This is a genomic window from Acetobacter estunensis (assembly GCF_011516945.1).
GTDB lineage: Bacteria > Pseudomonadota > Alphaproteobacteria > Acetobacterales > Acetobacteraceae > Acetobacter > Acetobacter estunensis.
The window spans coordinates 1-5,400 of sequence record NZ_WOTH01000076.1; the positions used below are offsets into that span (position 1 = coordinate 1).

At 58.9% G+C, this 5,400-nt stretch carries 4 protein-coding genes and 1 pseudogene; all 5 read left to right on the top strand.

Translation table 11 applies throughout. The features are described from left to right. Positions 1–94: pseudogene (locus GOB87_RS16130) on the top strand (IS5/IS1182 family transposase); the annotation flags it as partial. 147 nt (positions 95–241) lie between these two features. Continuing rightward, complete coding sequence (locus tag GOB87_RS16135; protein WP_194303387.1) at positions 242–1,702, top strand: sensor histidine kinase; 1,461 nt, start codon at positions 242–244, stop codon at positions 1,700–1,702. After that, on the top strand, positions 1,699–2,316 hold the full coding sequence (gene fixJ / locus GOB87_RS16140; RefSeq protein ID WP_166319072.1) for a response regulator FixJ: 618 nt from the start codon (positions 1,699–1,701) through the stop codon (positions 2,314–2,316). Before GOB87_RS16135 ends, fixJ begins: the two co-directional genes overlap by 4 nt. Positions 2,317–2,488: 172 nt before the next feature. Further along, positions 2,489–4,120: an NAD-dependent malic enzyme gene (locus GOB87_RS16145; RefSeq protein ID WP_166319075.1), complete on the top strand. Its 1,632-nt coding sequence runs from the start codon at positions 2,489–2,491 to the stop codon at positions 4,118–4,120. Positions 4,121–4,203: 83 nt separating this feature from the next. Continuing rightward, a complete protein-coding gene (locus GOB87_RS17085) occupies positions 4,204–5,145 on the top strand; it encodes an AEC family transporter (protein ID WP_166319078.1) in 942 nt (313 codons plus the stop codon). The last annotated feature ends 255 nt before the right edge of the window (positions 5,146–5,400 follow it).

The following is a 5,400-nucleotide window of genomic DNA, read 5'->3' on the forward strand; positions in this document are numbered from 1 at the left end:
CGTGCGCGATTACGAGCGCCGCATCGATGTCTCGCAGGCCATGATCTTCGTCGCCATGGGGGCCAATCTCATCCGAAGAAACGCTCATCCATGACTTTCCAAACAGGCTCTTAGAACCATGACGGTTCATGGCGCAGTCTCACCCTACAGGTGCAATGTTTTGATGAATGAGGCTATTACGTAGTAATACTGACTCGCCTTAGCGGGGTCGTTCGCCGACCATTCGGTGAGGAGAACGTCATTGAGGGACTTTTGGGATCTGCCGCCTCAAGAGACCGGTGCGCTGGCACGCCATCGCAGTTTCGCGGCCGCCTCCTCGTACGCGCTCGGGCTCGTGATACTGGGGACGCTCATACGTTTCCTGATCAATCCGTTTCTCGGCGGCAGGACGTTGTTTCTCTTACTGCTTCCGGGAGTGCTCGTCGGCGCGGTGATCGGCGGTCTCTTTTCCGGTCTAGCCGCAGCCACACTTGCATCAGTGATCGGCTGCCTCCTTCTCGCGCATGACGGCGCGCCGCCGATCGAAAACTGGGTCGAGACGATCCTGTTCGCGACACTCTGCGTCCTGATCACGTGTGGTGGCGAATGGCTGCTACGTGCCCGTCGGCGCACGGCCGCGATGGCGCAGCGTATCCTTGAGCGGGAGGCGCATCTCAGCGCCATCCTCGACGCAGTTCCCGACGCTATCATCATTCTCGACGAGCGCGGCATCGTGCAATCATTCAGCAACGCGGCGGAGACACTTCTGAGGTCTAATGCGGCAGAGGCGATCGGGACGAATATCGCAGACATCGTCCCCGAACTCGGAACGGCTCCAGTCTCCGATCGGCACGGAATAGCGGCAGTCGCCCGTCGGAAAGACGGGACGACTGTCCCCGTTGATCTGTCTACCGGACGCCTGACATCAGGAGAGGGCTCCTTTACAATCGCGTTCCTTCGCGACCTCACGGAACGCGAGGAAGCGGACCGACGCGTGCGACAGTTGCAGGCCGAAGTCACACATATCTCACGCCTGTCAGCCATGGGCGAGATGGCAGCCACACTGGCTCACGAACTTAATCAGCCTCTGACGGCCATCACGAACTTTCTCAACGGCGGACGCCGTCTCCTGGAAGCCGAGAACGGGCAGAGCACGCGCGTGCAAGAGGCCATGGACAAGGCGGCCGCGCAAGCGCTGCGGGCCGGTCGGATCATACGGTCGTTGCGGGACTTCGTGTCTCGGGGAGAAGGTGAGCCGGGACTGGAAAGCCTGCGGGCGCTTATCGAAGAGATGGCAACGCTGGCCTTGGTCGGAATTGCGGAGCGCGGGATCGACGTATCCTTTCAGCTGGACTCTGGGGCCGATCAGGTTATCGCGGACAAGATTCAGATCCAGCAAGTCCTCCTCAACCTGATCCGCAACGCCGTGGAGGCCATGGAGGACTGTGACGAACGGCGTCTGGTCGTCGCGGTCGACGCTTTCGAAGGCATGGCACGGATCCGCGTGACGGATACTGGCCCCGGTGTGAGCCCCGAGATTGCGGGCAGGCTGTTTGAATCTTTCTCAACGACGAAGGATCATGGCATGGGAGTCGGGCTGTCGATCTGCCGCACCATCGTGGAGGCTCATGGAGGACGCATCGGAGCGCAGCGGGAACGCGGGGGAGGGATGTGCTTTCTTTTCACTCTTCCCTGCGCCAGGACAGAGGAGTTTGGCGAATGAACCCGGATGGTATCGTCCATGTGATCGACGACGACGAAGCCGTACGCGAATCCCTTGCCTTCCTGTTGCTGACATCGGGACATACCGCGAGGACCCACGCATCGGCGGATGAGTTCCTCGCTATCCTCGACGGGGTCGAGTGCGGATGCATCATAACGGATATCCGGATGCCGGGCATGGACGGCATCGCTCTTGTCGACCGTCTCCAGAAGCGCGCGACGGTTCTCCCGGTCATTGTGATCACGGGGCATGCTAACGTCCCCCTAGCGGTGCAGGCCATGAAAGCCGGCGCCCGCGACTTCATCGAAAAGCCGTTCGACGATCATACCATTCTCGACGCGGTGGCCTCCGCTCTGCGGTGCGGTGACGAGAACGGCGCCGAACGCGCGCATGCACATGTCATTCGCCAGCGGATCGCCGCTCTGACGACGCGGGAGCAACAGGTTCTCCGTGGCCTCGTCGACGGTCAATCGAACAAGGTCATCGCCCGGGAGCTTGGGATAAGCCCGCGCACGATAGAGATTTATCGGGCCAATCTCATGATAAAGATGGACGCTCGCAGCCTGTCTGAACTCGTGCGGATGACGCTGACAGCCACGGAGCGGCCGCGATAACACAGTCGACCTGAAATCAGGACGGGTCGTTTCCCTTACGAGGTTTTACGTACGTAGTTTTCCGGATGCGCTGGAGCTCGGGTGGGCCCAAGATGACATTCAGTCATCCAGCGGCGGCCGTTCCGAACGAAGCGCATGACTTCCGCACGCCGTCGAACCGCGAGGAGAACACATGAGCCACGCCAGCACGATCCGGGGACAGGAAATCCTCAACAACCCCGCCCTCAACAAGGAAACCGCCTTTACAATGACTGAGCGTCAATCGCTCGGCCTTGAAGGTCTGCTTCCTCCGACTGTGGAAAACATCGACCGGCAACTGGAGAGGGTTCAGACGCAACTCGCCGCAAAGCCGAATGATCTCGAACGCTACATCTATCTCATGAGCCTGGCGGCCAGGAACAAGACGCTATTCTACCACACGCTGATGTCCGACCCCGCGCGGTTTGTGCCGATTGTCTATGATCCGACCGTGGCTGATGCCTGTCTGGCATTCGGACATATCTATCGCGGCAGCGCGGGCATGTATCTCACGCGCGACATGAAAGGTCGCTTCAAAAAAATTCTGCGCAACTGGCCGGTAAAAGACGTTCGGTTCATCTGTGTGTCCACCGGCGGCCGTATTCTCGGTCTTGGCGATATCGGCGCTAACGGCATGGGCATTCCCATTGGCAAGCTCCAGCTCTACACCGCCTGCGCGGGGGTGCCGCCCGAGGCGCTGCTGCCTGTGCTACTGGACATAGGCACCACGAACGCGGCGCTCCGGGCCGATCCGCTTTATCTTGGTCTGCGCGAGCTCCCGCCAGACGAAGCGGAGGTGGATTTGATCTCAGACGCATTTATCGAAGCCGCTACAGACGTGTTTCCCGGTGTCTGCATTCATTTCGAGGACTGGAAAGGTACCGATGCGATGCGGCTTCTCGCCCGCTATCGCGACAAGGTCCTGTGCTACAATGACGATATTCAGGGAACCGCAGCGATCGCGGTAGCAGGCCTGACCACGGCACTGCAGATCAAGAACGAGACTTTCGCCGATCAGCGCGTCCTTTTTCTGGGCGCAGGCTCAGCCGGGATCGGTATCGCAAGTATGATTGTCTCGGCGATGGTCGAAGCGGGTCTGGGCGAGGCCGAAGCGCGTGAGCGTATCGTACTGATCGATGTCAACGGTCTGATCGAGACCAGCCGGACCGATCTCAACGAGTGGCAGAAGCCGTTCGCGCACGAGGCGAAACCGACGAAAGATCTTCTCGAGGTCGTCAGAACCTTCAAGCCGACCATTCTGATCGGCGTCAGCACCATCGGCGGCGCATTCACCGAGGAGGTGGTCCGCGAGATGGCAAAACTGAACGAGCGGCCGGTGATCTTCCCGCTCTCCAATCCGACGAACAAGGCGGAATGTACGGCCGAGCAGGCCTATACCTGGACAAAAGGCAAAGCATTATACGCCGCTGGAGTCCAATTTCCGGACTTCGAATATCAGGGAAAGAGCTACCACCCGGGACAGGCCAACAATTTCTATATCTTTCCGGCAATCGGTCTCGCCGTTTACGCGACCCGTCCCGCGCGGATCACGGACGATATGTTCATCACCGCCGCCGCCGCGACAGCGGATCAGGTGGGACCGAGCGCACGCGAGCATGGCATGCTGTTCCCGCTCCAAGCCAACATCCTGGAGACCGAAGTGACGACCGCCACGCGGGTTGCGGAGCATATCTTCGATAGTGGACAGGCCACCGTCGAGCGTCCGGAAAATATCCGCGCCTGGATCGAGGGGCTGCTCTACAAGCCGGTCTACAAGGAACTCTGACACACCTAAGTCATCCCCGGTGATCGGCTCGAGCCGATCACCGGGGATGATGACGCCTTCTCTCACCAACCCGGAGCAGATCCGTGAATCTCGTGATACTCGTCGCCGCCATCGCTCCGGTTGTCCTCATATTCGGGCTGGGCTATCTGGCCGGGAAGTACAAGGATTTCGATCACGATCAGGCCATCGGTTTCAGTCATTTCGCGCTGAAATATGCCCTGCCGGTTGCGCTCTTCCTCAGCATGGCGTCCTTCAAATGCGACTTGCTCCTTCAGCAGGGGCCACTCGTTGTGGTCATGATCATCGGATATTCGCTCTTCTTTGGCGTGAGCTATCTCGTCCTGTGCATGATGACGCGCGACCGGCTGACCGCAGTCCTCCTCGGCTATGCGGTGTCCTCCACAGCCGCACCGATCTATGGCCTGACGGTCCTCGATCCAATCTATGGCGATACGGTCGGCGGCGGCGTAGTCGGTCTGGCTGCGGTTGTCACAAACCTCTTACAGGTTTCAGTCGTCATCTACCTGCTCGAGAGCGCGTCCAGGTCAGAAACGTCGAGACCCTCGTTGGCCCGAACGCTTGGAAAAACGATCAAGAACCCCCTTGTGTGGGCACCGGTGCTGGGCACCATCGTGTCTCTGTCCGGTCTGACGATGCCGCCGGTTTCCGTGTCCGTGCTCAAGCCTCTAGCAGTCTGCGCACCAGGAGCGGCGATCTTCGCCTGCGGGCTCGCGCTTGCGTCTTATTCCCTTAATCTCAGATCTAGGACCGTTATACTGGGATCGCTCGTCTGTGTCGTCTTGCAACCAGCAGTCTTCTTCGTCGCCCTCAAGGCATGGGGACTAAAATCCGCTATGGCGAAAGCAGCTTTTGTCGCAAGTGCGATGCCTACCTCCACACCGTCTGTCCTGTTTGCCCAGCAGTATGGGAAGTGCGAGGTAGAAACAGCCAGCATCATGCTGCTCACGACGCTCGGCATGGTCGTCGTCATTCCCGCCACTGTCGCTATATGCGAGTGGATATAACGCAAAAAAATAGATGATTGGAAAAGTTCTCTGGTTTTAAGACCTGCCCTATGATTACAATTCCATGCACTGATTGGAGAAAATGAGTCCTGAAAAGGTCTGTTTTCCGTTTTGAGAAGCGTTTTGCTCATTTGAGTGCTCTAGCAGCCTGTCGGGTTGGGTTACCCAGTGAAGGGGTAAGGTTGTAAGGTGGTGAGATGAGCAGCTTCATCCCGTTTGACCGGTCTCAGCCGTATCTTCTGCCTCCTGATCTGA

Bases quoted from the DNA above. Each gene is read 5' to 3' on its own strand.
- fixJ (WP_166319072.1), top strand. From the start codon at position 1,699: ATGAACCCGGATGGTATCGTCCATGTGATCGACGACGACGAAGCCGTA.
- GOB87_RS16145 (WP_166319075.1), top strand. From the start codon at position 2,489: ATGAGCCACGCCAGCACGATCCGGGGACAGGAAATCCTCAACAACCCC.